This window comes from Mesorhizobium sp. B4-1-4 (assembly GCF_006439395.2).
Lineage (GTDB): Bacteria > Pseudomonadota > Alphaproteobacteria > Rhizobiales > Rhizobiaceae > Mesorhizobium.
In genome coordinates, this window is the sequence record NZ_CP083950.1 from 3,777,103 (window position 1) to 3,801,755 (window position 24,653).

General features: G+C 62.9%; 21 protein-coding genes and 1 pseudogene. 16 read left to right on the forward strand and 6 right to left on the reverse strand.

Going from position 1 to position 24,653, the window contains the following annotated elements; all coding sequences use genetic code 11:
- Positions 1 to 91: 91 nt before the first annotated feature.
- The gene (locus FJW03_RS18065; protein ID WP_140759692.1) at positions 92 to 3,079 is read left to right on the forward strand and encodes an NAD(P)-dependent oxidoreductase; all 2,988 of its coding nucleotides are present in this window, start codon (positions 92 to 94) and stop codon (positions 3,077 to 3,079) included.
- A gap of 159 nt (positions 3,080 to 3,238) precedes the next feature.
- On the opposite strand, the gene FJW03_RS18070 is transcribed toward FJW03_RS18065, so the two are convergent.
- A complete protein-coding gene (locus FJW03_RS18070) occupies positions 3,239 to 4,297 on the reverse strand; it encodes an ATP-binding cassette domain-containing protein (protein WP_140759945.1) in 1,059 nt (352 codons plus the stop codon).
- A gap of 546 nt (positions 4,298 to 4,843) precedes the next feature.
- Between FJW03_RS18070 and FJW03_RS18075 the strand changes: the two genes are divergently transcribed.
- From FJW03_RS18075 to FJW03_RS18085, 3 genes are all read left to right on the forward strand, one after another.
- The gene (locus FJW03_RS18075; RefSeq protein WP_181173098.1) at positions 4,844 to 5,029 is read left to right on the forward strand and encodes a hypothetical protein; all 186 of its coding nucleotides are present in this window, start codon (positions 4,844 to 4,846) and stop codon (positions 5,027 to 5,029) included.
- A 368-nt stretch (positions 5,030 to 5,397) separates the two neighbouring features.
- Entirely contained in the window at positions 5,398 to 5,562 is a 165-nt protein-coding gene (locus tag FJW03_RS18080) for a hypothetical protein (protein WP_226890395.1), read from the forward strand.
- A 125-nt stretch (positions 5,563 to 5,687) separates the two neighbouring features.
- Positions 5,688 to 5,987, forward strand: a complete 300-nt coding sequence (locus FJW03_RS18085) for a hypothetical protein (RefSeq protein ID WP_181173097.1) — start codon at positions 5,688 to 5,690, stop codon at positions 5,985 to 5,987.
- Between the two features lie 440 nt (positions 5,988 to 6,427).
- Here FJW03_RS18085 and FJW03_RS18090 read toward each other — a convergent pair whose 3' ends face one another.
- Together FJW03_RS18090 and FJW03_RS18095 are read right to left on the reverse strand one after the other, a co-directional pair.
- Positions 6,428 to 6,799, reverse strand: a complete 372-nt coding sequence (locus FJW03_RS18090) for a response regulator (protein ID WP_226890396.1) — start codon at positions 6,797 to 6,799, stop codon at positions 6,428 to 6,430.
- Between the two features lie 14 nt (positions 6,800 to 6,813).
- Positions 6,814 to 9,924 (reverse strand): CheR family methyltransferase, encoded by a 3,111-nt coding sequence (locus FJW03_RS18095; protein WP_140759685.1) that lies wholly within the window; start codon positions 9,922 to 9,924, stop codon positions 6,814 to 6,816.
- A gap of 411 nt (positions 9,925 to 10,335) precedes the next feature.
- Here FJW03_RS18095 and FJW03_RS18100 point away from each other — a divergent pair, with 411 nt between their 5' ends.
- Positions 10,336 to 10,917 carry a response regulator gene (locus FJW03_RS18100; RefSeq protein ID WP_140607118.1) on the forward strand — a complete coding sequence of 194 codons (582 nt, stop codon included), beginning with the start codon at positions 10,336 to 10,338 and terminating at the stop codon, positions 10,915 to 10,917.
- Positions 10,918 to 10,971: 54 nt separating this feature from the next.
- Here FJW03_RS18100 and FJW03_RS18105 read toward each other — a convergent pair whose 3' ends face one another.
- Positions 10,972 to 11,403: a hypothetical protein gene (locus FJW03_RS18105; RefSeq protein ID WP_140607119.1), complete on the reverse strand. Its 432-nt coding sequence runs from the start codon at positions 11,401 to 11,403 to the stop codon at positions 10,972 to 10,974.
- Between the two features lie 429 nt (positions 11,404 to 11,832).
- On the opposite strand from FJW03_RS18105, the gene FJW03_RS18110 reads away from it, so the two are divergent.
- On the forward strand, positions 11,833 to 12,618 hold the full coding sequence (locus FJW03_RS18110; protein WP_140759682.1) for an SDR family NAD(P)-dependent oxidoreductase: 786 nt from the start codon (positions 11,833 to 11,835) through the stop codon (positions 12,616 to 12,618).
- A 76-nt stretch (positions 12,619 to 12,694) separates the two neighbouring features.
- Positions 12,695 to 12,778: pseudogene (locus tag FJW03_RS18115) on the forward strand (oxidoreductase); the annotation flags it as partial.
- A gap of 314 nt (positions 12,779 to 13,092) precedes the next feature.
- Here FJW03_RS18115 and FJW03_RS18120 read toward each other — a convergent pair.
- The gene (locus FJW03_RS18120; protein ID WP_140607125.1) at positions 13,093 to 13,365 is read right to left on the reverse strand and encodes a hypothetical protein; all 273 of its coding nucleotides are present in this window, start codon (positions 13,363 to 13,365) and stop codon (positions 13,093 to 13,095) included.
- A gap of 188 nt (positions 13,366 to 13,553) precedes the next feature.
- On the opposite strand from FJW03_RS18120, the gene FJW03_RS18125 reads away from it, so the two are divergent.
- The 9 genes from FJW03_RS18125 (at position 13,554) to FJW03_RS18165 (ending at position 22,893) form a co-directional block, all read left to right on the forward strand.
- The gene (locus tag FJW03_RS18125) at positions 13,554 to 14,660 is read left to right on the forward strand and encodes an NAD-dependent epimerase/dehydratase family protein (protein WP_140759679.1); all 1,107 of its coding nucleotides are present in this window, start codon (positions 13,554 to 13,556) and stop codon (positions 14,658 to 14,660) included.
- A complete protein-coding gene (locus FJW03_RS18130) occupies positions 14,657 to 15,721 on the forward strand; it encodes an NAD-dependent epimerase/dehydratase family protein (protein ID WP_181173096.1) in 1,065 nt (354 codons plus the stop codon). Before FJW03_RS18125 ends, FJW03_RS18130 begins: the two co-directional genes overlap by 4 nt.
- A complete protein-coding gene (locus FJW03_RS18135; protein WP_140759673.1) occupies positions 15,718 to 17,010 on the forward strand; it encodes a TIGR04295 family B12-binding domain-containing radical SAM protein in 1,293 nt (430 codons plus the stop codon). The genes FJW03_RS18130 and FJW03_RS18135 overlap by 4 nt, the downstream gene beginning before the upstream one ends.
- Positions 17,011 to 17,033: 23 nt before the next feature.
- Positions 17,034 to 18,095 (forward strand): glycosyltransferase family 4 protein, encoded by a 1,062-nt coding sequence (locus tag FJW03_RS18140; protein WP_319022892.1) that lies wholly within the window; start codon positions 17,034 to 17,036, stop codon positions 18,093 to 18,095.
- A gap of 2 nt (positions 18,096 to 18,097) precedes the next feature.
- On the forward strand, positions 18,098 to 19,228 hold the full coding sequence (locus tag FJW03_RS18145; RefSeq protein ID WP_140759667.1) for a glycosyltransferase: 1,131 nt from the start codon (positions 18,098 to 18,100) through the stop codon (positions 19,226 to 19,228).
- Positions 19,225 to 20,319 (forward strand): glycosyltransferase, encoded by a 1,095-nt coding sequence (locus FJW03_RS18150; RefSeq protein WP_140759664.1) that lies wholly within the window; start codon positions 19,225 to 19,227, stop codon positions 20,317 to 20,319. Before FJW03_RS18145 ends, FJW03_RS18150 begins: the two co-directional genes overlap by 4 nt.
- A complete protein-coding gene (locus FJW03_RS18155; RefSeq protein ID WP_140759661.1) occupies positions 20,316 to 21,425 on the forward strand; it encodes a glycosyltransferase in 1,110 nt (369 codons plus the stop codon). Before FJW03_RS18150 ends, FJW03_RS18155 begins: the two co-directional genes overlap by 4 nt.
- Before the next feature lie 23 nt (positions 21,426 to 21,448).
- Positions 21,449 to 22,495, forward strand: a complete 1,047-nt coding sequence (locus tag FJW03_RS18160) for a UDP-glucuronic acid decarboxylase family protein (protein WP_140759658.1) — start codon at positions 21,449 to 21,451, stop codon at positions 22,493 to 22,495.
- Between the two features lie 212 nt (positions 22,496 to 22,707).
- Positions 22,708 to 22,893, forward strand: a complete 186-nt coding sequence (locus tag FJW03_RS18165; RefSeq protein WP_140746266.1) for a hypothetical protein — start codon at positions 22,708 to 22,710, stop codon at positions 22,891 to 22,893.
- Between the two features lie 10 nt (positions 22,894 to 22,903).
- Here FJW03_RS18165 and FJW03_RS18170 read toward each other — a convergent pair whose 3' ends face one another.
- Positions 22,904 to 24,652, reverse strand: a complete 1,749-nt coding sequence (locus FJW03_RS18170; RefSeq protein WP_140759655.1) for a hypothetical protein — start codon at positions 24,650 to 24,652, stop codon at positions 22,904 to 22,906.
- Position 24,653 lies beyond the last annotated feature (1 nt).

The following is a 24,653-nucleotide window of genomic DNA, read 5'->3' on the forward strand; positions in this document are numbered from 1 at the left end:
GAAACGTGGTGCGCTGTTGGCACGGTAATACCCGGCACGAACCGCGCATTTGCGAGCACAAACAGGGTCTCACAGAGAGGATAGCTCCCGCATGTCGACTATTGCTGAGATGAAGGAACAACTTGACCGCGAGAGGAACATCACTCGCTCAGGCCCCCCAAAGGCCCCGTCGAATCCCTTCTTCGGAGTGGGTCCTATTACGGACGCGACCATCGACGAGGTTGCGGGAAGGCTGCGTCGGGTCGAGTTCGATGCCTGGTTGGAGGCCAACTACCGCAAGCTCGACGACAAGGGCAACGACCTTGGTCCGTTCACGACGGCTGAGATTGGCCGCAGCATGCATCGAGGCTATCCGGCAGACAAGATTCTAACCGACATGATGCGCTCCATCCATCAATACTTCGAATTTCCGAAGCAGAATCCGATGGCCGTGGGACTAGGTGGAGGGCACAGCGGCTTTACGGTCGCGGTCTTGCATCTCATGAACCCGAACGACGCCAAGCAGCGCGTCTATGTCGACACTACGAAGCCGGAAGCCGCCGAGTCCGACGGCGCTGGATTCTTCAGGCAGTCCTGGGCGACGCAGGTTCTCGAACTCCAGAAGTTTGCGAAGAACGGCAGCGCCGACAGAATTCAGTTCGCGACCGTCGAAGGGTCGATCCCTGCTGCGGCCGAGCTCGAGGCTCTCGGGACGACTCTCTTCGTCGGCGTCGGGCACGAGACCACGGGCGCGAACTCCTATAGCCGATCCGAGGTTGAGGAACTTCTGAAGTGGCTCGATGGCGATCCTGAAAACCGCCACGCCGTGTTCGACGCAACGTCCATGCTCGGGGCGATGCCTTGGGGCGAAGATCTCGTGCGGGAAGTCCTCGCGAAGTGCTGCGTGTTCATGCCGTTCCAGAAAGCGATCGGCGGCATCTCAGGGTACTTCGTCATTTCATTCACCCCCCAGGCATTGAAGCTCATCGAGGACAACCTGAACGACCCTGCATGGGCTATCCCCCGCCAGCTGAAGCTGGCACCGCCCGTCGACGCGAAGCTCCCGATCAGCGGAAAGAGGTCGTGGGCGATCGGCCCCTTCTACGACGCGGGCCAGCACCGCATGCTCGGCGGAGTGATCAACACATACAGCGCGCTCGCATTCGCTGAAACCACGTTCGGCCTTCTTCAAACTGCCAAGCGTGTCGGATCGGCAAGCGACATGAACCGCCGCTCGGTGGAAAACCGCCGGGTAATCTCGGATTGGATCGACAACAGCTCCCTCCTGAGCTTCACCGTCAAAGAGCCCGAAAAGCGCGGGGCGGCCGTCGTTCTTCTGAAAGTCAACGACCCCGATATCGCCGACAAGCAGATCCACGCCCGGATCATTGCACGCTCGAAGCAGCTTCTTGGCTACGAGGGAATTACGCACGTGAATGGCGAACACGAGAAGGGCCTGGACGCTGCCCGATATGTGAACGCATTCCCTGGCATGCCTGGCGACTACCGGGCATGGATCGGGGGCATCCGCGATGCCGAGGATGTCCGCCTTCTTCTCGACAACCTCGCCTATGCCTACCGCAGGGCTAAGATCGCCGTCCTCGAAGAGGAACTCGCGGCGCAAGGCGAGCGGTTCGACCGCGCCGCCTCCGCCGACGGCTTGGCCAGGAAAGATGATCCGAAGCGCGCCTACACGGTCCTGATCGCCGATTTGCTCGGCCTGCGAATGGGGAAGGACGGCTCGCCCGACTGCAGTGAGATCGCGGCCTACATCCGTGAGAAGGGAGGCGAATTCCACTTTGGTCCGCTCCAGGATCGAAGCGCACTGGAAGGAGGGAGTATCCACTTCTTCTATCAGCCGGGGCTAAGCACGGAAGCCGAGCTTCTGGGATGTACGGCCCAGGGAGAGTACGATGCCCTGATCACGGCGGCCACTTTCATTCCCAAGCAGTCGGTGTTTCCGCTTGGCGGCGTGAGGATTGGCGCCGGAACGGGAAACATGGGCTCTGCCTCGTGGGGCGGCCCTGACGGTGTCGGCGGTGTCGCGCCGCTGATGAACACCCCGGGCATCAACAGCCGCGCCACGGCCCAGATGGTCATGAAGGCCCTTATCAAGGTCGTTCCCAATCTTCCGGTCGATGAACTGCATGGCAGGACGGTGGCCGGGAATTTCGACACGGGGCGTGACCTGAAGGACTTCCCGACAGCAAAACTCGAAGGGCAGAAACTCGCCGTCCTGGGATACGGCAACATCGGCAGGGAGGTGGCCAAGCTGGCGAAGGCGTTTGGCATGCGCGTTTGCGTATACGCCCGTGAAGCTCATAGAGACTGGATCGAAGCGGAGGGTTTCGAATACGCCGACAGCCCGGTGAAGGCAGCGATCGACGCCAACGTCCTCTCGGTGCATGTCGGCCTTGGCCGCCTCGATGCGTCAACTGGCAAGTTCAGCAATGCCGGTCTGGTCAACCATGAAGTGCTCTCCGGGCTCGCCGACGGGGCGGTGCTCATCAACTACGATCGCGGCGAGCTCGTGGATATCGATGCCCTCGATGCGGCGTTGCTGGCGGGCAAGGTGAGCTATGCTTCGATAGATGCGGACATCTTCAGCAATGCGGACAACGGCACATTGCGGGGGCCTCTCGTACCCTATCTGCCGCTGAGCGAGCGGTTTCCTGGCAAGCTCGAGCTTCTTCCGCACGTCGCGGCCGACACCGATCATCCAACGCGTGTTGCCGGAGCCAAGCAGGCGGTTGACCAGATCTACGACGCCATCCAGTTCAAGGCCGTGCGAAACTTGAAGGGCACATTGCCCGAAGGGTACGTTGACCTTGGCCCAACCGTCCCGGTAGGCATCGGCCAATCGACCTCAGCCAACCTTCGCGCCCTCGCGGATCAAGCCGACGAGTTGAAAGCGCTCCGTCAGCTCTCTGAGAGGATTGCGGCTGTAGTTGGCGGGATCGATGCGACATCGGATCCGGAGCGGCGCGCGGCCTTGATCATCAGATATCGCAGCGACTTCGCGCTCGATCTCCTTAAGTACCGTCGAATCCTTGACGAAGCCGGGCTCTTCGCCCCGGCTGCAAAGGCCTCGGCAGAATAGGTGGTTTGCTGAGCTGTGCGATAACCGGAAATCCGGTTATCGCACAGCTTATGATTAATGGTCTTGGCCCTGCCCTTCCGCGGGCATGCGCGCCAACTTTATATACCCCTTTCGAAGCACGCTCTGGTCGGCGACGCACCCTACGGCCAGAGCAAACAGTCAGGCACCTGCGGCAAGTGTTGCGAGCGCCCGCTGTCGGTCCAAATATCCGACCTGACTGCCGCCGACATTCAGGACAGGCAATGGCCCCTCTGCTGCGACGAGTTCACGCGCTATCTCGAAGATCGTCGCATCGGCCCTGACACCCGCGGTGGCATTGCCTCCATCGGCGGGTGCCATCAGAGAGGACACGCGAACCACCCGCGCAGGCGACACCTTGGCGACGAAACGGCGGACATAGTCGGTCGCTGGCCGGATCACCAGTTCTTCCGGGGTGCCGATCTGGACGATCCTCCCGCCCTCCATGATCGCGATCCGGTCCGCCAGGAGAATCGCTTCGTCGAGATCGTGGGTGACGAAGACCACCGTGCGTGTCTGGGTCTGCTGAAGCCGCTGCACCTCGCCCTGGAGGTCCGCTCGGATCAGCGGATCGAGCGCTGAAAACGGCTCGTCCAGGAACCAGAATTCCGGATTGGTGGTCAGCGATCGGGCAATGCCGACGCGCTGCTGCTGGCCGCCTGAAAGTTCCGAGGGAAAACGATCCCCCCGGCCCTTGAGCCCGACAGTTTCGATCAGTTCGGCCGCGCGGGTTTCGGCATTGACCCGCGGCATTCCCTGGACCTCCAGCGGAAACGCGACATTGCCGAGCACGGTCCGGTTGGGCAGCAGCGCGAAATGCTGGAACACCATTCCCATGCGGCGACGGCGAAGCTCCACCAGCGACTTCTCGTCAAGCCCCAGGATATTCTCGCCATCATAGCGGATTTCGCCCTCGGTGGACTCGATCAGCCGGGTGAGACAACGAAGAAGGGTGGATTTTCCCGATCCCGATAGCCCCATGATGACGAATACCTCGCCGCGGACAATGCGGAAAGATGCATCCTGCACCGCGCCGATCACGTCGGCCGCCGCCAGCGCGTCTGGGGTGCGTTCGGCCGCAGGGAGCCGACCAAAGGTCTTGGCGCCGGAGCCGAACACCTTCCAAACCCCCTTTGCTTCCAGCGCAACAGGCGCTTGGCGGGCAGTGCCGTTAGCCGAAAGGCGACGGACTTCAGACATGCATCCCTCCCTCGTGTCTGGCGGCGCGAGCCGCACCGGATTTCAGCAGTGCATCGGCGACGAGAGCGATGCATGCGACGCAGAGGCCCGCAACAATTCCCGGCCCCGTCTCTCCCCGGGCGAGCGATGTGTAGACTTCCTGTCCAAGCTCACGGGTCCCGACTGGCTCTGTGGATGTCCTGTCAATGTACAGAATTTGGGTACGCGCCTTCGCGCTCATGGCCGTCGGCGGGCGGCCGCGGCGCTTTTGCGACTGCTCCTCCGGCTTTCATTCCGGGTCGTAGATCCCGATCACCCTGCCGCGATCTGCGCCTGTAGCTCGGCAAGTGCTGCCGTTGGATCGCGGCACGCCAGCCAGCTCGCCTCGCTTGTCCGTGAAGGGAATGGGGCCGGGCACCCGCATGGTGCGGCTTTCGCCCGGCGCCAGAGTGAGTTCGGGCTGCTGGCAATCGAGTTCCCTTCGGGCAGGCACGTCAGTCCCGGCGGCAGGCTGCTGGATGACGGCTGGTTCTTTGCCTGGGTCTGCGTGCCGACCGCCAAGGTTGTATGACCCGCAAGGGGCCGGTCACGGGGTTGGGGCTGGTGTTGGTGACCTTGACCTCGAACTCGCAAGTTCCGGCCTTCGGTGAGCATTGGGTCGGCACGCCCGAAGCCTGGACGGCGAGGCCGCCCGCATTGCTGGCCGTCGGCGGCGGCAGCGCAACCGGCGCCACGGCCTGCGCCTTCTGCTGATTGCCAACCGGCTTCGCCGCAGCGCCCGCAATGGACGCGCAATTCCTCAACTCCTTCGCCTTGGGCGCCGTGTGCGGCGCGAAGACAACGCGCATGTCGAGCTTGCCGTTGGCCGGCACGGGGCCTGGATGTGTGCACGTAAAAGGACACAGCTGCGGAGGGCGCGCCCGTTGTCGGAATTGGAACATTCGACGCCCCAGCCTGTTGGGAAAGGCGCGCTTCAGGGATGAGGCCGCATCGAGCGCGGATCGACAGCCGCCAATAAGCCCCGGCAGCGGGCCGACGAATAGCGCTCGATGAGCGTGTCACGTCTCGCCGCCATGGCCGGTATGCAAACCGCCATGGCCGGAATGTAAGGAGATGCCCCGATGTTGGAGAGTAACCTTTGGCTGGTCGTCGTAGCTGGTGGCCCCGTTTTGCTGGCAATCCTGCTCGCTTTTGTGTTGCTCATGCGGCGGCGGCGGGGACCCGCCGAGCGTCAGGCGAGCAAGCAGGCCACGGAACGCCTGTACGACGAAGACAGCAGGCCTTGATGGTTCTGAGGCAGCCGGGACAGGGTAACGGGCCCGATGTCGATCCCAATTTTGTCTGGAACATCCCCGATGGATCAAGGTTGGGTCGATGTCGCAATCGAGCGATCAACGTAGGAGCTACCCCAATGATCAAACTTCTCTCAGCATCGGTATTTGCCATCATCCTTGCGACTTCGGCCATGGCGCAATCCAACGGCACCGGGAGTGGCACCGGGACAAACACTGGGTCCGGCGGCACCACTGCGGGCACTGGAACCGGCACCGGCAGCGGCACCGGCACCGGCACTACCGATACCAATGCCACCAATTCGACGACGAATTCCAACGGAATGACCGACCGTTGCAAGGACACCGGCGCCAGCGACACCGACAACAACACCGCCAGCGGCAATACCACGTCGGACATGCAGAATTGCAATAAGTAGCCCGTGTGCCAATGCCGGCCAAGGCAGGAACTGATACGCGCGAGCAAGGCCCGCCGGGATCAGGCGGGCCTCAATTGGACCCTGTTCCATCTCTTGATGAGGTGTCGAGGCATGAGGTGTCGCGGCGAGCCGGAAGCGTGCCGGACGACCGGATCGACTTCGCGTCGGTCCCTCACATAAGTTCCAGGTTGCCGACCACCCTTCGTGGCCCTGGCGTCCTTGGAATGTTCGGCGATCGAAGGACCTGCTCCGGGTCTTCTCTGTCGCTGGAATGGGAGTCGGTTGCCGTCGAACGGACCGCCGCGGGCCGGATCGGGCAGCGGCCCAGGCAGGAAATAAGGACAGAGCGCGTCAAATGACGCGCTCGTGAAATCCGGAGCGGGAAGGTCGTACCGAAGGACGGGAGCAAGGACGTTTGACCGTCAGGAATTCCCATCCATTTAGCCAGCCTCCTGCTTTCCCGCGGACTGCTGGTCGAAGAGTGTCATGATCGCTGCGATCAGCACTGCCGGCACGACAGGTTTTTGCAGCACCTGAACCCCTGCAAATCGGGCCGGCATCTCGGAGGGGGAATAACCGGTCACAAATGCGAACGGTATGACTTTCTCACGCAGTGTGTCTGCCAGCCCATAGCTTACCTCGCCGCTCAGTTGAACGTCCAAAAGCGCGGCATCGAGTTCTTCTCCTTCCATGTAATCGATCGCAGCCTTGACCGAAGCGGCCGGTCCCACGACTAGGTGTCCGGCGGCTCTAATCATCGCCGCATGGTCCTCGGCGATCAGCCACTCGTCCTCGACAATAAGAATGCGCAATTGGGTCGTCGCGTTCAGGCCTTTTGGTCGAGCGGAAACGAGATCCTCACCTCCAAACCCTGCGGATGGAAAAATGTTTCAGCCGTGCCGCCCAATCGATAGCCTATCTCGCCCCTAACCAGGGAGAGGCCGAAGCCCCCTTCCTTCGGCTCCGTGACGGGCGGCCCTCCGATCTCGCGCCAGATGAGCTGAAGTGTCTGCTCATGCACCGACCATTCGACCTCAACCCCACCGCCTTCCTTGTTCAGCGCGCCGTATTTCGTCGCATTGGTGGCGAGTTCGTGCATTACCATGCCGATCGATAAAGCCTGCTGGGGCCTCAATTTAAGCGCCGGGCCATGGAGCGAGAAGCGTTCCGGATCGAAGGCCGCTGCTTCCTGAGCGAGCAGTTCGCCGAGCGAAACCTCCGTCCAGTTCTCCCGCGAGAGCACGCCATAGGCGCGTGCCATCGCGTTGAGTCGGCCGAGCAGGGCTGTTGCGAAACCTTCCTTGGTGGTGGAACTCTCGACCGTGCGGTTTGCGATGCTGGTAATGACCGCCAGCATGTTCTTCACGCGGTGGTTGAGTTCGGAGATCAGCACCTTCTGATGCTCCTCTGCCTCGGCCAGCGTCGTGACGTCGACGAGGGTCACCACGACGCCCTGGATGCGGCCGTCTTTGTCACGATAGGGAACGAGCCGGACCATGTGAAAGCGGCCCTGCGTGTCGCGCGCAAGGTGATGAACGATCGGCTCGCCCGTCTGGAACACGCGCCGGATCTGGTTGTGCATTTCCGGATAATCCAACTGGCTGGACAGATCGGTAAGCGGACGCCCGACGTCGGAGGCGCGCAGGTTGAAATAGGCAGACGCCGCGGGCGTGAAGGTACGGATCACCAGATCGCGGTCGAGAAACACGGTTGCGATCTCCGTGCTCTCGAACAGGTTCTTCAGGTCGCTGTTTGCGTGGTCGAGCTCCTCGATCTTGTTCGTGAGCTCAGCATTTATGGTGTTCAGCTCCTCGTTGAGGGACTGCATCTCCTCCTTCGAGGCCTCCAGCTCCTCGTTGGTCGACTGGGCTTCTTCGTTGACCGAGACCAGTTCCTCGTTGGAGGACTTCACCTCCTCCAAGGCCGTTTCGTACTCTTCAATCGTCGATTGCAGCCGTTCGCGGGTGTCGCGCAGGTCGCGCTCGATATGCGCGATTTCGTCTGGGCTCTGACTCCCGAGCTGGGCTTCGGCCTTGTCGCGAGACGGACCGACCGGCTGGAACAGGACAAGGTAAAACGTCTCGCCCGAGCCCTGTTCGGACAGTGGCTCGACGATGATGTTGACCAACTGCACCCGCTCGTCCTCGCCATCCATGGCGATGTGTTCGCGCATGACGATTTGACGGCCTGCGGCGGCCTCGCGCAAGGCCGCCCGCAGATCGAGCCGGAGCCCCCGCCGCGCCATGCTCAGCAATTGGCGGCTGGGTATGCCTTGAGCGGCTTCGAGATATTTTCCGGTCCGCGCGGAATAGTAGGCCACGTCACCTTCGGCGTTGACGACCACATGCGGCGGCGCATAGCGGTCCAAGACCTGCGCTTCAACGGACTGGCGGAACGCGCCATTGCCGATCTCGCTGCCCTTCCCCATCCTTCCGTCCGAGAAGAGGTGAGCGCCTTTGACGTTCTCGCCTACCAGCAGCGGAAGGCGCGATTTCGGCACGACGTCCTTGCGGGCCCTGAAAATGCGCTGCTTCTTGTCGACGGTGGAGAAGAGGTCGGAGTGTTGGCCTACGCTCTCCGACGTACCAAGAAAAAGATAGCCGCCGGGTTTCAAGGCGTAATGGAAGATGGGGAGAACCCGATTCTGAACGTCGGGCCCGAAATAGATCAGAAGATTGCGGCATGAAACCAGATCCATGCGCGAAAACGGCGGATCCTTGACGACGCTGTGCGGCGAAAAGATGCAGAGTTCACGCACTTCGCTGGTCAGCACGAAGCTGCCTCCTTCATGGACGAAGAAGCGGTCTCTTCTTTGTTCCGAGACGCCCTCGAGCAGGTTGGCCGGATAGCGTGCCGCGCGCGCAACGGTGAGCGCCGGTTCATCGATGTCGGTCGCGAACAATTGAATTTTGGGCACCATCGAGAGTTTGTCCATATGCTCGCGCAGCAGGATGCCGAGCGAATAGACCTCCTCGCCGGTGGCGCAACCCGGAACCCAGACCCTGACCGTGTCGGAAGCGGTTTTGCCCTCGAACAAGGTCGGAATGACCTTCTGCTCCAGCGAATCGAAGGCTTCCGCGTCGCGAAAGAAATTGGTGACGTTGATGAGCAGGTCGCGAAACAGCGACGTGACCTCGCGCGGATCCTTTCGCAGCAGGTCAATGTAGCCATTCATGGACTTCATCTGGTTGATCTGCATGCGCCGCTTGACCCGACGAATGAAGGTCTTGGTCTTGTATCCGGAGAAATCGTGGCCGGAGCGGTCGCGCAGTATGCCGTAGATTTCCTCGCGGGCGCGGTCGGTGTGCTCCGCCGGGACCTTGCCGTCGCCTTCGCTCAACAGATCGAGCACGCCGAAGCCGCGTGTAAAATCGACGAGCTTCTCACCCATCTCTTCCGCCGGAACGGCAATATCGACGACGCCGCTGGAAATGGCGCTTTGCGGCATGTCGGGGTTGCGGGGGCCAGAGCCGTCGCCGGCCTGAGCCAGCACGAAGCCGCCGTGCTCCTTGATCATCTTGGCGCCCAGGGTTCCATCGCCGTCGCCACCTGACAGAATAACGCCGACCGCGTATTCGCCCTGGTCCTCGGCCAGAGCGCTGAAGAAGACGTCGATGGGCTTGCGCTCCCGATTGCTCACATTGGTTTGATGGAGCTTCAACGTGCCGTCCTTGATCGACAGGACGGCGTTCTGCGGCATGACATAGACGTGATCCGGCTCCGCTCCTACCCCGTCTTTCGCGACCGCCACCGGCATGCTGGTGTATCGCCCCAGCACCTCGTGGAGCAGGCTTTCCCTTTCGGGACTGAGATGGGTGATGATTATGAAAGCCATGCCGGAACCCTCGGGCAGGCCTCGGAAGAAGCTTTCCATGGCGGGGACGCCACCAGCGGACGCGCCAATGCCGACAATGGGGTGTCTCGGTTTTTGCGACATGAAAGCCGTCTTTCTCTGAGCAGCCCAAAGGTAGATAAGGCGGCAGCGACAGCAGGCTACCCTATGCGTTTTTTCTCGCGCCTGCCAGAAATTTAGGCGCAAGATTTTTCATAAGCCGTAGCTCACCTTAGCCATGTCGGGCGACAGCATTGCGTGCGACTGGTCCCGCGGTGGTCCATACGATTGAAGTCCGGCCACAGCTTTCCCCATGCGGGCCACAGGGTTCGAGGGAGGCCGGGTTGAGCCGAAGCGTTGCAACAGAATTGGAACCTCGCATGGTGCGCGGCGTTGAATCGACCGAGGGTATCAACGCTCAGGCAGCAAGCTACCGTCCTTACAGTGCCGTCATCCGGTGACACGCCTGCTGGATGTCCCGGCGAGGCCTGTTGAGACCTAAACGGGAGGGCCGAGGTGCAGTTTCTTATCGGCGCGAAGGTTCTCATCGTCGAGGACGAATTCGTCGTCGCCGACGACCTCGCGCGTTACTTCTCCGGGCTCGGGGCCACCATCCTGGGGCCAGCCCAAAGCGTTGTGCAGGCCCGGCCTTATGCCGAGCAGGCGGATGCCGCCGTACTGGACATAGACTTGAATGGAACCCCCGTCTTTCCCATCGCCGACCGCCTGGTCGAACGTGGCGTTCCCTTCGTCTTCTTCAGTGCCCACGACCGCAACGTCATCCCTTCCCGCCTTGAGCACGCCGCCAATCTTTTGAAGTCAGCCGATCGCAGAAAGATCATCGCGGCGCTTTTCCCCGCAGGGACCCGACAGGATCAAATCGACGAACCTGCCGATGTCCTGTCGCTGCTGCCCAAACTTCGATTGGCAGCGCGCCTGATGCTTGGCGATGCCAGTGCCGCGGACCGGCTGGTGGAAACGACACTGGAACTCGCCATCCGCGAAGTCGGGGATCGTCCTGCTGATATCTCGACGGAACGATGGTTGAATTACCTGCTGCAAATATCCGCCGATAAAGCCGCCGACCTGCTCAATTAGCCCATGCCTGTCACCTGTGCCGTTGCAGCCTCAATCATGCGGCGCATGAAAACGTCAATTCACCATCAGCCGTCTCAGCCAAGCGACAATCCTGTTCCCGCCAACAATCCTGCGGACCCGGCCTGCAACCCAGTTTGCCTGCATCATTGTACCTACATGGCAGCTGCAGACGATGTCGTGCAATTCCCAATCCGACAGTTCGAAGAAACGCTTGGCTTCTCCGTACGTGTCGGATTTCAAGCCGGATGCACGCAGCAGCGGGTCCTCGAAGGCAACGGTAAGCGGCGATCCAGCCGCCCGCGCCTCTTCCCGCACCGCCGGGTGCAGATGTTCGGTCCCAGAGAGCGCGGCGAGGCAACGGGACGGATGCTGGTCGAGCACTTCCGCCCAACGCTCCATTCGCTGCGCTCTGGTCGTCAGCGGGACCGGGGCAAGCGGTGTGATGTCGGCTATTGATTCCAGTTGTTCGAGTGTCTGGTGTTTCATGACTGGCTCCTGTCGTCGTTTGTCGGCGCACGCTCACCAAGAGTTGTCGCGGCGAAAGGCGGCCCCAAGCCGCCCTGAAACCGCAGCGAGAATATCGGTGGCACCTGGCCGTCGGCTGTGGCCCACAGATGTCAACAGACATCGGGACGCGGTGTCTGAGGCGGGACAAAACTGTCGACACCGATCGATGTTCCACCGGCAGGAAGATTTTGTGCCGGGCTCCTGACCGGCCCTCGCTCAGTTTCTTGTTTCAGGTCGGAAAAGAGCCCCACGGCCGCGCTCCCCACCGACGCGGGGACAGCCGTGGCCAAATTGGTTCCGTCACATAGACGATCCGCGTGTCTCTTCCAGTTGCTTGGAACATTCGAGCCAGCTGCTTGTTCGGCCAAGCACTTCAGGTTGGCCAACACTCCAAATCGAGAGGACAGAATGCGAAACGCGAAACTCGCCGTCGTCACAGGCGCCTCGAGCGGCATCGGCAAGGAACTTGCGAAACTGTGCGCGAAAGACGGCTATGATCTCGTCATTGTCGCCGATGAACCGGCGATCGAGGAGGTCGGCGAGGCGCTTCGATCTCGAGGTGTCGCCGTCGACGCGGTGGAAGCGGACCTTGCCACCGAGGACGGCATTGACCAGCTGATCTCGAGGATCGGCGACCGTGACATTGACCTGCTGTTCCTCAACGCGGGACGCGGGCTGGGCCGAGGCTTCGTGGATCAGGATTGGGCCAAGGTGCGCCGCGTCATCGACACCAACGTCACCGGCACGGTCCACCTCGCGCACCGACTTACCCCCCGGATGGTGAGGCGGGGCCGCGGCCGGATCCTGTTCACCGGGTCAATCGCGGGCTTCATGCCCGGCACCTTCCAGGCCATCTACAACGGCACCAAGGCATTCATCGATTCGTTCGCGATCGCGCTTCGTCACGAGCTGAAGCACAGCGGCGTCACGGTCACGCTGCTGATGCCAGGCGCCACACAGACCCGTTTTTTTGAACGCGCCGACATGATGGATACGAAAATCGGAACCGATGAGAAAGACAATCCCGCCGACGTGGCCAGGGACGGCTACGACGCCCTGATGGCCGGCGAAGAACAGGTCATTAGCGGCTGGACCAACAGGATGCAGGTCGCCGGCTCCCGCTTCATGCCGGCAGGGATATTGGCCGAGCGGCATCGCCGCGTGGCCGAACCCGGCTCAGCCAGCAGAAGCTGAGCCCGGCGACACGCCAATGACATTTCTGGAAAGCTGTCATTTCTGAAAAGCGCAGGTTCGGATGAAGGAGCATCCCATGAAAGCGCTGACATGGCATGGCAAGGGCGACATACGTTGCAATCAGGTCGCCGATCCGGCCATCGAGGACGATCGCGACAGCGGCTGCTAAGGTCTGGACGCGGCTCCATCTTGCCGGCGAGGCCCGGCCATTCCTGCTGCTGCGCCTTGAACGGCGGCTGGGGATATTGCTTGGTCGGATCCTGTTTCGAAACCGGGCCTGCCGGAGCCGAAGCCGCGGCGGCGCTCGCCTGCTGTGCCTGGACCGGATTTGTGATCGCCGCGAGCACGCCGCCGGCCATGCCGCCAACCACGCGGCGCCGGGATGCACCGGCTGTCCTGGATTTCTCTGTCATGTCTCACTCCTGACGTGTTGCCGGGACCCGGGCTTCCGAAACTGTCGGGGCGGCCTTGGGCTCAGCCCTTGGAACCGCGCTCGACGAACTTGTTGAAGCGGCTGGTTCCACCGCTGCCCGCTCTGTCCTGGTGCAGGAAGGCGAGGTCATTCTCGTCGAAGATCCGGAAGAACTCGTCCCACTCCACGGGCTCAAGCGTCTCCTCGGGCTCGCCGAAGTCGATCCTCAGGATGCCGCCCTTGCCTCCGGTCCGCACCACGGCCGGATGGCCGTCGCGCTCCTCCACCCATTTGCGGATCTCATCGTGATTGGTGGTCGTCTTGGCCTCGGACATGCCGGTTCCCTTTCTCGGTGCAGGTTGATTGGCGGCCTAACAGCGCAAATGCGGCATTGTTCCCGGTGCCGGAAGGGAAGACGGCGCCCATTTTGGCCCTCAACGGGAAGGAACTTTGTTGAAGTCAGGGAACAAACCTTTTGCCCGGCAGTTCGGGGCGCCAACGCCTACTCTGCAAGGGAGCTATCGTGAAACGTGTATTGGTTACGGGGGGCTGCGGCTTCATTGGCCGCCACGTCGCCCAGGAACTCGTCGAACATGGCTATACGGTGCGTGTTCTGGATGTCCTTCTGGAACAGGTGCATGGCGCCGAGGCGATCAGCCTGCCCGCCGGCAGCGAATTGATAAAGGGTGACGTCCGCGACCCGGACGCGGTGGCCGAGGCTGTCTCCGATGTCGATGCCGTCATCCACCTGGCGGCGGAGGTCGGCGTCGGGCAATCCATGTACGAGATCGCGCGCTATGTCGGCACCAACGATCTCGGCACCGCAACCCTGCTCGAGGCATTGATCAAGCGGCCGGTCGAACGCATCGTCGTGGCGTCTTCGATGAGCATCTATGGCGAGGGCCTTTACGAAACGCCGGACGGACGGCGCATCGACAATGCACGTCGCAGGCCGGACGAGATCAAGAGCGGCCAGTGGGATCCCTTGTCGGCCGAAGGCGAAAGGCTTTCACCGATCCCCACCGACGAGGAAAAACAGGCCGATCTCGCGTCGATATACGCATTGACCAAATATGCGCAGGAACGCGCCGTGCTTATCTTCGGCCAAGCCTACGGCATGGACGCGGTGGCGCTGCGCCTGTTCAACGTCTTCGGCGCCGGGCAGGCGCTGTCCAATCCATATACCGGGGTGCTCGCCAATTTCGCCTCGCGGCTTGCCAACGGCAAGCGACCGATGATTTTCGAGGACGGCCGGCAGAAGCGCGACTTTGTCCATGTGCTCGATGTCGCCCGAGCCTTCCGGCTGGCGTTGGAACAGCGCCAGGCGGCCGGGCACGCGATCAACATCGGCAGCGGCCACGCCTACCCGATCAGCGAGGTCGCGCGCCTGCTTGCCGAGGCGATGGGACAGTCAGGACGCTCGCCCGAGATTCTCGGCAAGGCGCGCTCCGGCGATATCCGCAACTGCTTCGCCGACATTTCCAAGGCACGTGAGCTGCTCGGCTTCGAGCCCCGGCACCGGTTGGAAAACGCACTCGACGAGTTCGTTATCTGGGTTCGCAACACCGGCGCAGTCGACCGCGGCGCCGACATGAAGCGGGAGCTGGAAGAGCGGGGGCTGGTATCATGACGCAGCATCCGCGCATGGCGCCGGTGGCCATAGTCGGCGGCAGCGGCTTCATCGGTTCGAACCTTGCCGACAGCCTTTTGTCGGATGGCGAGCCGGTGCTGGTTGTCGACAATCTAAGCCGGCCGGGCGTCGAACAGAACCTCGAATGGCTTGCGGGAAAACATGGTAGCCGCCTCACGGTTAAGACGGTGGACGTGCGCGACGCCGGCGCCATGCTTGCGGCTCTGGCCCCGGCCAAGGCGATCTTCCATCTGGCCGCACAGACAGCGGTCACCACGAGTCTTGTTCAACCTGGAGAAGACCTCGACATCAATCTGCGGGGCTCGTTCCATGTGCTCGAAGCGGCCCGCCGCACTGGCGCCCCAGTCATCTTCGCCAGCACCAACAAGGTCTATGGCGGCCTGCCGCAGATTGCAGTGAGGGAAGTGGACGATCGCTACGAGCCTTGCGACGAGACGATCGCCACCAGCGGTGTCGACGAGACGATCGGCCTTGATTTCTGCACGCCCTACGGCTGCTCCAAGGGTGCCGCGGACCAGTATGTGCTTGACTACGCCAACTCCTACGGCCTGCCGACCGCCGTGCTGCGCATGAGCTGCATCTACGGTCCGCGCCAGTTCGGCACCGAGGACCAGGGCTGGGTTGCCCATTTCCTGCTGAGCGCGCTCCGCGGCCGGCCGATCACCATTTACGGCAATGGCAGGCAGGTGCGCGACATCTTGCACGTTGCCGATGCCGTGGCCGCCTATCGCGGCGTGCTGGCCAGGATCGGCGAGTTCAAGGGCCAGGCGTTCAACCTGGGCGGCGGGCCACGAAACGCCGTAAGCCTGCGCACGCTTCTGGCAGAGATCGCCGGCATGACCGGCCACGAGGTCACACTTCGCTACGACCAGGAGCGCACCGGCGACCAACCGTTCTTCGTCGCCGACACCCGCAAGATAGAAGCCGCGCTGGGCTGGAAGGCCCATGTGTCGTGGCGCGATGGCATTCGCGACCTTGCCGATTGGCTGCGTCAGCATCGTCTCACGCCGCAAGCGGAAGTCACGAGGTACGTCGCATGAAAGTCGCCTTGGTCAATCCGCACTGGACATACGCGCACAGCATCTATTTCGGCTGCCGGCAGCCGCATCTGCCTTTGGAACTCGGCTACTCCAAAGCGCTGCTGGAGGCAGATGGTCACGAGGTCCTGATGCTCGACGGGCAGTTGCAGAACCTCGACAACGCGCTGCTGGCGGAGCGGGTCGCCGCCTTCGCTCCTGACATGTCGGTGGTGACGACGGCGCCCACCTACCTGTTCTGGCGATGCGCTCCGCCCGAACTTCGCGTGCCAGCGGAGTTCCTGGCTCACGTCGCGGGACGCGGCGGCCGAACGGTGGCGGTCGGACCGCACGGCTCGGCCACGCCGGCGCCGACCCTGCGCAAGCTCGGCGTCGACCTGGTCGTTCGGGGCGAGTGTGAGGAAGTGGTGGCCGAGCTTGCCCGGGAGGGCGACTGGGGCACGGTGTCCTACACTGCCCGGCTTGAGGACGGCGCGTTGGCGACCAACGGAGGCGTACATGCCAGCCGTTTCACCGACCATCCGGCCCTGCGCTGGCCGACCGATTGGATCGCCGCCCACACGCACCACCATCACCGTTTCGACTCCCCACTGCACGGTGCTGGAGCAGAGGTCGAAGCGTCGCGAGGCTGTCCCTACAATTGCAGCTTCTGCGCCAAGATCGATTTCCGCGACGCCTACCGCCGCAGGAACCATGAGGCCGTCATTGCCGAAATCGACGGCCTGATCGCACAAGGCGTCCGCTACATCTACTTCATCGACGAGATATTCCTGCCGCAGAAGGCCCTGCTGGAGGCGTTGGTCGGCCGCGATGTCCAGTTCGGCGTTCAGACCCGCATCGACTTGTGGAAGCCGGAACTGCTGGAACTCCTGGGCGCCGCCGGCTGCGTGTCGATCGAAGCAGGCCTCGAAAGCCTCACCGTCGAAGGCCGCGAGATGCTGGCAAAGCGCTGCCGGCTGGGTACCGAGGAATTGGCCGCGCTGCTGGTCAATGCCCGCCGCCACGTTCCGTTCGTCCAGGCCAACCTGATCGGCGTGGTCGAGGATGATCCCGCGCTGGTGGACCACTGGCGCGGGCACCTCATCGACAACGGCGTCTGGGCCAACGAACCGGTGCCGCTCTACCCCTACCCGAGTTCGCCCAGCTATCGCGCGCTGTGGGGCGAGCCCGACGACCTCGCCTGGGAGCGGGCCCATGAACATTACCTCGCCTCTTTCGCCTCGTTCAGCGACATCCAGGACAAGCGGCCGCGCCCGCTGGCCGAGTTGGAAGCCTCATGCTGCAGTCATTGATCAACCGTCCAAGGCGTATCCTGATGACCACCGATGCCGTCGGCGGCGTGTGGCAATATTCACTCGATCTTTCACGCGAGCTCGCTGCCGCGGGCAACAGCGTCGTGCTTGCCGGCCTGGGGCCACCGCCTTCTGCCGAACAGGCGGAAGAGGCACGATCCTTCGCTGCCCTGGAATGGCTCAAGACCCCGCCGGACTGGATGACGCACGATCAATGCGACCTTGATCAGCTTCCCGAGGAATTGCGGGAGCTTGCGAGGGTCTACGCCATTGATCTCATTCACCTGAACGCCCCGGCACAGGCGGCCGGGCTCGACCTGCCCTGCCCGGTGGTCGCCGTATCGCACTCCTGTGTCGTCACATGGCTGCACGCGGTGCGCGGCGAGGCGGTCGCGAACGATTGGGCCTGGCAAAGGGATCGCAACAGAGCGGGCCTGGATCGGGCCGATGCGGTCGTGGCCCCGAGCCGGAGCCACGCCGATATGCTCGAGATCTGCTATGGCCCGATCCCCCGCCTGAGCGTCGTCTACAACAGTGCGGCACCAGGCCCGGCGACCGAGCATCGCGAGACATTCGTCTTTGCAGCAGCCCGTTGGTGGGACGAGGGAAAAAATGCCGCGGTGCTGGATGGCGCGGCCGCGATCGCGGAATGGCCCTTCTTTGCCGCCGGTCCGCTCGACGGGCCTGAAGGACAGCACGCGCGTCTCCAGCATTGCGTGTCGCTCGGGGCGATCCCTCACGAAGAGGTCAGGCGGCTGATGGCACGCGCCGGACTCTTCGTGTCGACGTCTCGCTATGAACCTTTCGGGCTTGCGGCCCTGGAAGCGGCGATGGCGGGCACGCCCCTGGTCCTGGCGGATATCGGCACCTATCGCGAGATCTGGAACGGCGCGGCGCTGTTCTTCGACGCGCGTGATCAGCATGCCCTTGCCGGCTGCATCGCCCGCCTTGTCCACGACGACGTCCTGCGGAGACAACTCGGCCAGCGCGCGGCCCGGCGGGCGCGCAAATTCTCGCCGCGCTCGCAAGCGACGGCCATGCGGGAAATCCACGAGCAGGCGGCGATGGCCGCCACGGAACGGTAGCCATGCACTTCCTGTTCTACACCCATTCCGCCGTCTCGGACTGGAACCACGGCAATGCGCATTTCCAGCGCGGCATCATGCGCGAACTCATCGCGCGCGGACATCATGTGATCGCGCTAGAGCCGGCGGACGGCTGGAGCCGCTCCAACCTGCTGGCGGAGAAAGGGGCCTTCGCGGTGGAGCGCTTCAGGAACGATTTCCCGGAGCTGATGCCGGTAACCTATGATGCGTCGTTCGATCATGAGGCCTGGATCACCGGTGCGGATGTCGTGATCGTCCACGAATGGACGGCGCCGGACCTCATCGCGCGCGTTGGACGCGCGCGGGCCAATGGAGGCGATTTCACACTCCTGTTCCACGATACGCACCACCGGGCTGTGTCTGCGACCGAAGCCATCTCGGCCCTCACGCTGGAGCATTATGACGGCGTGCTCGCCTTTGGCGAAGCCTTGCGAGAGAGCTATCTTCGGGCCGGCTGGGGCAAGCGTGCCTTCACCTGGCACGAGGCGGCGGATGTGCGCTTATTCAAACCATGCCGGCGCATGAAGCCCATCGCGGATCTGGTTTGGGTCGGAAATTGGGGGGATGACGAGCGCAGCGCCGAAATCCACGAATTCCTGATCGATCCGGCACGCGAGCTTATCTTGTCGGGAACGGTGCACGGCGTGCGCTACCCGCCTGCCGCGCTCAACGCGCTCGCCGATGCGGGCCTGCACTACGAGGGCTGGGTCGCCAATGCCGATGTGCCGAAAATATTCGCGCAGCATCGCGTCACCGTGCACATTCCCCGCCGGCCTTATCGGCAGGGTCTGCCGGGTATCCCCACGATCCGCATGTTCGAGGCGCTGGCCTGCGGCATTCCCCTTGTGTCGGCGCCCTGGTCCGACGCCGAAGGCCTGTTCCGTCCCGGACAGGATTTCCTTTTCGCGCGGGACGGTGACGAGATGCGCCGCCACCTCAGCGACGTGCTGCATGATGGAGAGCTTGCGCTGACGCTTGCCGCATCCGGGCTCGAAACCATCCTGGCGCGACACACATGCCGGCACCGAGCCGACGAACTGTTCGACATACTGGCCGCATGTGGCAACCGTCATGTAGCCACTCGAATGCCCGCAAAGGAGGCCGCCGCATGAAAATCGCCTTTTACGGATCAAGCCTGTTGTCGTCGTACTGGAATGGGGCGGCGACTTACTATCGCGGGCTGCTCAAGGCGTTGTCGCGCCGCGGCTACGACATCACCTTCTACGAACCCGACGTCTACGACCGGCAGAAGAACCGCGACATCGAGGCCCCCGACTGGTGCACCGTCGTGGTCTACGAGCCGACGCCGCATGCGCTGATGCAGGTTGCGGCTTGTGCGGCGCAGGCCGACATCGTCGTCAAGGCAAGTGGCGTCGGCTTCGAGGATGACGCATTGCTGAGCGCGGTGCTCGAGCATGCCCGCGCCGACGCGATCACCGTATTCTGGGACGTCGACGCCCCTGCAACGATCAGCCAGTTGCGCGCCGACGCCGACCATCCGCTGCACGATGCCTTGCGCAGGATCGACCTCGTGCTGACCTATGGCGGCGGTGACCCCGTGGTGTGGGAATATCGCGCCCTCGGCGCGGTCGAATGCGTGCCGATCTACAACGCGCTCGATCCCGAGACACACCATCCGGTCGCCGGCGACCGGCGTTTTGCTTGCGATCTTGCCTTTCTCGGCAACCGCCTGCCCGACCGTGAGGCGCGCGTCGACGCCTTTTTCGTCGAACCGGCCCGAGCGCTGAACGGCAAGCGTTTCCTGCTCGGCGGATCCGGGTGGGGAGACAAACCTCTGCCTGGCAACGTCTCCTGGCTCGGCCATGTCGGGACCCGGGATCATAATGCCTTCAACGTCACGCCGAAGGCGGTGCTGAACATCAGCCGCGACAGCATGGCCACGAACGGTTTTTCGCCAGCGACCCGGATTTTCGAAGCGGCAGGGGCAGGTGCCTGCATCGTCACCGATGCCTGGCTCGGTGTCGAGATGTTCCTGACCCCCGGTGAGGAAATACTGGTCGCGAGAGACGGTACCGACGTCGCGGAGATCGTGCGGACGCTGACATCCGCCCGGGCAAATGCGATCGGCGAGGCAGCACTGCGACGTGTTCTTGGCGAGCACACCTACACTCTGAGGGGGGCCCTGGTCGATACCGTCTTCAAGGAGCACGTCGGACGCCCTACCGTGGAGGCGGCGGAATGACGAAGCAACTCGACATCGTCTTCCTTGGCCTTTCGCTGTCCTCGTCCTGGGGGAACGGTCATGCAACGACTTTCCGCGGGCTGCTGAGAGGCCTTCATGAACTGGGCCATCGCATCACGTTCCTCGAACGCGACGTGCCCTGGTACGCGCGCCATCGTGATCTGCGGGAGCCCGATTTCTGCACCTTGCTCTACTACGAAACGCTCGATGAACTGCGTCGTGCCCACGAGCGGCGCCTGCGGCGAGCCCATATTGTGGTGGTCGGATCCTTTGTGCCCGAGGGGAAGGCAGTGATCGACACTGTGGCGTCGCTCTGCGGCGGGCAACTGTGTTTCTACGACATCGACACGCCGGTGACGCTGGCGCAGATCGCCGAAGACGACTGCGATTATCTGGCAAGGCGACAGATCCCGTATTTCGACGTCTATTTCTCCTTCACAGGCGGGCCGACGCTCGACCGGTTGCAGTCCGAATTCGGCGCGCAAAGAGCCGAGCCGCTCTACTGTTCCGTCGATCCGGAGCGGCACCACCGGACGGACAATGCCATCCAATGGGATCTCGGATATCTCGGCACCTACAGTTCGGACCGGCAGCCGACCCTGGAAGCACTGCTGCTGGAGCCAGCGCGCCGGCTGCCGCGGCGGCGCTTCGTGGTCGCCGGCTCGCAATACCCGTCTAATATCGCCTGGCCCGGCAATGTCGAGCGTATAGAACATTTGCCTCCGGCCGAGCATGCCGCCTTCTACAGCCGCCAGCGCTGCACGCTGAATGTCACCCGCGCATCGATGATCGCGGCCGGATGGTCGCCGAGCGTGCGGCTGTTCGAGGCCGCCGCCTGCGGCACGCCGATCATCAGCGACCGGTGGCCGGGCCTCGACAGCTTTTTTCCTGAATCGACCATTCAAACCGCCGACAAACCCGACGACGTGATCGCGATCCTGAGCGGACAGAACGATCGTGCAAGGCTCGACATGGCGGACCGGGCTCGCAAGCTTGTTCTGACGAGACACACCGGCATCGCCCGGGCCCGTGAATTCATATCCCGGCTGGCACCACCGGCTCGGATGCGTTCAGGCCTCGGCCTGGACGTTGGAAGTGCGGCATGACTGGCAGACAGGAGAAGATACAGATGCGGCAATCAAGAAAGGCGCAACGGACGCAGACGGTGCTTGTCGCCGGCGGCGCGGGTTTCCTCGGTTCGCACCTTTGCGAAACATTGCTCCGGGATGGTCACCGAGTGATCTGTGTCGACAATTTCCTTACCGGGCGAATGGACAATATCAGGCCACTTGTCGGCCGGCCGCGCTTCCGGCTGATCGAACAGGACATCTGCACCCCGCTGGAACTCGGCGAACCGGTCGACCGCATCTTCAACATGGCTTGCGCGGCGTCCCCGCCACGCTATCAGGCAGACCCGGTTCATACGACGCGCACATGCGTCATCGGCACATTCAATCTGCTTGAACTCGCGGCGGACAACGGCGCCCGGTTCCTGCAGGCTTCAACCAGCGAGGTCTATGGCGATCCCGAACAGCACCCGCAAAAGGAGGACTATGTCGGCCATGTCAACTGCACGGGGCCGCGGGCCTGCTATGATGAAGGCAAACGGACGGCCGAGACCCTTTGTTTCGATTACCTGCGTGCCGACAAAGCCGATATCCGCGTTGCGCGCATCTTCAACACCTACGGGCCGAGGATGGATCCGGCCGACGGCCGCATCGTCTCCAACCTGGTCATGCAAGCCATCGAGAAACGGCCGCTGACGATATTCGGCGACGGACGTCAAACCAGGTCGTTCTGCTATGTCACCGACCTTGTCGACGGGCTGCTGCGCCTGATGGACATCGATCCAAATCCACGCCAGCCGGTCAATCTGGGCAACCCTGGGGAATTCACCATCTTGCAATTGGCAAGCCTGGTACGCGAGATCACAGGCACGCGGTCGGCCGTGACGTTCCTGCCCTTGCCGCAAGACGATCCGCGCCGGCGCCGGCCCGATATAACGCGTGCGAAAACGCTGCTCGGCTGGGCGCCCAAGGTGCCTCTCAGACAGGGCCTGCTGCAGACGATCGGTTACTTCGCCGACCTCGACACGGATCGGATGGATGCCTCCCTGACCCCGATTGCCGCCACTGGCGGTTCAAGGGCAGGCAAGGCGCAGAACCTGCCGGTTTGAAGACTGCCGGGCTGGCGCAATGACATGGTTCGCGGTGTTCAATTCTGCCGTGGCCGGGAACATCCACGGGCTCTCGGGGTTGGGCTGTAGCAATTCCGGGAAAAGTGCGAAGCGGTTTTCCGTCCGGAATTGCGCGAAACAACAAGCTAGAGCCGGTCCACGGTTCGATCATACGCTGAACCGCTCTGGGGAGCCCGGATGGAGAAGGACCCGTGCAACCGAAACGATCCGCCAGAGACATCGATCAGATCGCCGCCAGGGAAACGGCCGCCTATCTGCGCCGGGCCTCCATCACCTATCTCGAATGTTGCATCAGCTTGATGATGACGCATCTGCAGCGCGAGGAGGTTGCCTCGATTCTGGAACGAGAAGCCGACATGCTGCGCAATCTGGATTGAGCTCGCGGCTTCAGGCCCTTGCCAGTTCGACGAAGCGCAGCAGCCCCGCCTGGTAACGCCGGACGGTATCGGCCAGCCGGGTGCGGTCCCGCTCGTCGGAGGATTGGGTCGCCATGGTCCACAAGCCGAGCTGAAAAGCCAGGTAGCAGGGCTCCATGTAGGCAACCAGGTCAAGGTCGATGCGAGACCGTGTTCCGGTTTCCATGCAACTGACGAGCTTCGAAACCTCCGGGTTGGACAGGCCATGTTCGACGCGGGCTCCGGCGACGTCCCATTCTATCGCCTGGCAGCCTACAAGGTCATGCGAGCGGCAATGATCGACAGCATCGGTCTTGATGAGCGTGCCATCGGGGCGGGCCAGGAATTCCCAGCGATGCAGCCGTCCGTCGATCTCGACCTTCCGTCGGGTTTGTGGCGGCTGCCGCGTTGCGAGCCAATCGCGCAATCGTATCCCATGGCTCTCTCCCAGCGCCTGAGTGCAATTGTAGACAGCCATGCCTGCGAGTTCTGCCAAGGAAGCGCCGGCTTGCGTGGTTTGCAAATTGGCGTCGCGCCAGGCGAGGTACCGCCCCAGATGCTCGATGAGCCTGTCCCTGGATATATGAGCCTCACCAGCAGTTTCCGGGTCGACCCAGCGCTCGATCAGAAAACCGTGGCGGAGCCCCACGACCGGTGGACCGAAGCCAGCCTCTTGGAGCGACTTTGCGGACTGCAGCTTGCTTCGGCCGGTTTCGCCAATTCCGGCGAACTTGGCCAGCCATCGCTCCGCGCCTGCCGAAGCCATGAACTTGCGCCGCTCGAAACCGCCGAAAACCGGAGGCCAGTACTCAGGCTGCGTTCGGAGGCACTCGCGCCAGGCTCCGCCGGAGATCTCGCGCAGCCGGATGTCTGGCCTGCCCAAAAGCTCGGCGACCCAGTCTTGCAGCGACGGCGCCGTCGAACAGTCGAAAGCGTGCTCGAAATCCGCAACATGGCGGCGGCACCGGAGCCAGAGCGCACGTATGTCGGGCGACGCCTGGGCACCCGGCTCGCCACGGTGGCTGGGAAACAAATGGATGCGCTCGATGTCGATGCCAAGGTGAAGCAGCCACGCCACCACCGCATGGAACGAACTGCCGGAAAGGCCAGGCCCCTCGTCAACGATGGCAAATCGGGCGGCCGGATCGTGGCGCCAGCCGCCAATCAATTCGGGATCGGCAGCGATGCCGCGGCGGAAAGGATGCCCAATGGGCCGCACGCTGACTGGCGGCGGGGCGCCGATGGCGGCCGCGACCATCGCGGCGAGCCCTAGACCGATGCTGCGAACGCCGATGACGCAGGTGTTCGCGGCAAGCCCGGAACGTCGGGCGGCGACAAGATAGGTTTCGGGGTAGAGCGCGTAAAAGGCATAGCCTTCGGCGGCCCCGGTGACGACTTCGCCCTGGCAATCCAGGTCCCGAAGCATAAAGAGAATATCATCGTTCAGCGCTCCGCTGGCGACAAAGCCGAATTGCCAGGACCGCGCAACTTCCTGCGCCAGCCCGAAAAGGATTTTTGCGCCTTGCCGTTGACGCAGTGAATTGCTGTCGAACCCAGAGGCCCGGAACTCGATGTCGGCAAGGCCCTGGGCCAGCTCCGAAACGCTTATGAATAGGCCCACCAGGGCGGCATGCCGCTCGATGCCGGCCGGCATCGAGCCGATGTCCGCCGCTGCCTCGCAGGCGGCTTCTCTGAGCCGCGACGCGCTGTGCACCTGCTTGTGGTCGCCAAAGACGATCATC

Excerpts from the sequence above, each read along its gene's own strand:
- FJW03_RS18065 (WP_140759692.1), top strand. The coding sequence starts at position 92 with ATGTCGACTATTGCTGAGATGAAGGAACAACTTGACCGCGAGAGGAAC.
- FJW03_RS18070 (WP_140759945.1), bottom strand. The coding sequence starts at position 4,297 with ATGTCTGAAGTCCGTCGCCTTTCGGCTAACGGCACTGCCCGCCAAGCG.
- FJW03_RS18075 (WP_181173098.1), top strand. The coding sequence starts at position 4,844 with ATGACCCGCAAGGGGCCGGTCACGGGGTTGGGGCTGGTGTTGGTGACC.
- FJW03_RS18080 (WP_226890395.1), top strand. The coding sequence starts at position 5,398 with ATGTTGGAGAGTAACCTTTGGCTGGTCGTCGTAGCTGGTGGCCCCGTT.
- FJW03_RS18085 (WP_181173097.1), top strand. The coding sequence starts at position 5,688 with ATGATCAAACTTCTCTCAGCATCGGTATTTGCCATCATCCTTGCGACT.
- FJW03_RS18095 (WP_140759685.1), bottom strand. The coding sequence starts at position 9,924 with ATGTCGCAAAAACCGAGACACCCCATTGTCGGCATTGGCGCGTCCGCT.
- FJW03_RS18105 (WP_140607119.1), bottom strand. The coding sequence starts at position 11,403 with ATGAAACACCAGACACTCGAACAACTGGAATCAATAGCCGACATCACA.
- FJW03_RS18110 (WP_140759682.1), top strand. The coding sequence starts at position 11,833 with ATGCGAAACGCGAAACTCGCCGTCGTCACAGGCGCCTCGAGCGGCATC.
- FJW03_RS18120 (WP_140607125.1), bottom strand. The coding sequence starts at position 13,365 with ATGTCCGAGGCCAAGACGACCACCAATCACGATGAGATCCGCAAATGG.
- FJW03_RS18130 (WP_181173096.1), top strand. The coding sequence starts at position 14,657 with ATGACGCAGCATCCGCGCATGGCGCCGGTGGCCATAGTCGGCGGCAGC.
- FJW03_RS18135 (WP_140759673.1), top strand. The coding sequence starts at position 15,718 with ATGAAAGTCGCCTTGGTCAATCCGCACTGGACATACGCGCACAGCATC.
- FJW03_RS18140 (WP_319022892.1), top strand. The coding sequence starts at position 17,034 with ATGACCACCGATGCCGTCGGCGGCGTGTGGCAATATTCACTCGATCTT.
- FJW03_RS18145 (WP_140759667.1), top strand. The coding sequence starts at position 18,098 with ATGCACTTCCTGTTCTACACCCATTCCGCCGTCTCGGACTGGAACCAC.
- FJW03_RS18150 (WP_140759664.1), top strand. The coding sequence starts at position 19,225 with ATGAAAATCGCCTTTTACGGATCAAGCCTGTTGTCGTCGTACTGGAAT.
- FJW03_RS18155 (WP_140759661.1), top strand. The coding sequence starts at position 20,316 with ATGACGAAGCAACTCGACATCGTCTTCCTTGGCCTTTCGCTGTCCTCG.
- FJW03_RS18160 (WP_140759658.1), top strand. The coding sequence starts at position 21,449 with ATGCGGCAATCAAGAAAGGCGCAACGGACGCAGACGGTGCTTGTCGCC.
- FJW03_RS18170 (WP_140759655.1), bottom strand. The coding sequence starts at position 24,652 with ATGATCGTCTTTGGCGACCACAAGCAGGTGCACAGCGCGTCGCGGCTC.